This window comes from Rhodococcus sp. NPDC059969, assembly GCF_042738325.1.
Classification (GTDB): Bacteria; Actinomycetota; Actinomycetes; order Mycobacteriales; family Mycobacteriaceae; genus Rhodococcus_F.
On record NZ_JBHWUF010000039.1, the window covers coordinates 1 to 1,384 of the forward strand.

Consider the following 1,384-nt stretch of genomic DNA (forward strand, 5'->3'; position numbering starts at 1 on the left):
GACCGCCTCCTTCCTCGCCCGTACCGCGACCGCCAACGCCCTCGAACTCCCCCACCTCCTCAAGGCACTCCACAAGGGCCGGCTCCCCGCAGCTGCCGCCGCCGTGCAGCCCGGCACCCACGAAGTCGCCCTCACCGCAGAGTCCGTGACCCGACTCGCCGAACTGACCAACCGCGACGGCGACCAGCTGCGCCACGCGCTCCCGGGCCTTGCCGCCGAGCAGCTGCACACTTCCTCCGGCATGGCGGTCCGCGCCCGGCCCTGGCCGCAGACCCCGGGTGAACCCCCGCTGCCGGCCTGCCCGCTCTGCCTGGAGGAAGGCGCCTGGCTCGCCGGGGCCGGGCACCGGTGGCGGCCCTGCGTGTGCGGGCGCCGCTGGGAAAGCGGCGACGACGGCGGCTATCTCATCGACACCACCCCGCTCCCCGAACTCGGCCGGGCACTCGTCGACCACCGGGCCTTCAACCACCGTGTCGGCCCGGCCGGTGACGCCTTGGTCGCCGATGCCCACCAGGTCACCCTGTGGTGGTGGGTCAACCGTCAGGTCGCATATGAGACCTGGCGCACTCGCGAAGACGAGCTCGGCTTCGGCCGGCACCGCCGCAGAGCCGCTCCGGCGGTCGTCTACCCGGAAGCCGTCCGCCTCGCCGCGCTGATGGACGAGTGGGAGATCCACCGCGCCGGTGTGGCCAACATCGAGCCCCGGCAGTGGCTTACCGACGTCGCCGAGGAGTTCGGCGTTCCTGGCATCGCCGAGGGCCGCGAAGCCCAGCCGCTGCGGACCTGGCTTGAGCTCCACCCCCCGCTGACTGAACTCCCTGCAAAGACCCCGGACGAGAAACCGTCCGACCGCCGCTGGTCCCTGCTGCCCGAGCTCCACCATCAGCCCGAAGACCGCGGCGCCCTCCAGACCCGCTCATGCCTGCGCTGGGTGTACGGGCTTCCGCTCACCTCCACCACGGAGCTGTGCCCCCACTGCGCCGGACGCGAACCCAGCTGCCGCTGGGTACCTGCCGACGACTGCCCCCAGGGCCCTCTCCCCGTGTCGAGTCTCAGCACCCAGTGAATTCTCTATACGCGAGTCGCAAAACAACGGCTACAACGGCTACAACGGCTACACCGCAGGCCAGAGGCTTGCGGTAGGTCAGCGAGGAAAAGTGAACGGTTACACCGCAGGTCAGACCCTGTTTTCACCCTTGAATCGCACCCGAAACACACACCCTCCGGCGCTGGCTCCAGAACGGCTACAACGCTCTGACCTGCGATGTAACCGTTCCGAAGGCTCTGTAGCCGTTGTAGCCGTTCTCTTCCCGCGGAACGGCTACAACCCGGCTCCCGCCCCGGCGAGACAACGGCTACAGACCAGGTCAGCGCACTCCCCGTC

1 protein-coding gene is annotated in these 1,384 nt (G+C 69.7%); it reads left to right on the plus strand.

Features of this window, described 5'->3' with window-relative positions; all coding sequences use genetic code 11:
* Positions 1-1,066 (plus strand): hypothetical protein (locus tag ACFWAD_RS29885; RefSeq protein WP_378550469.1); only part of this gene is annotated, 1,066 nt, incomplete at its 5' end.
* Positions 1,067-1,384: the final 318 nt, after the last annotated feature.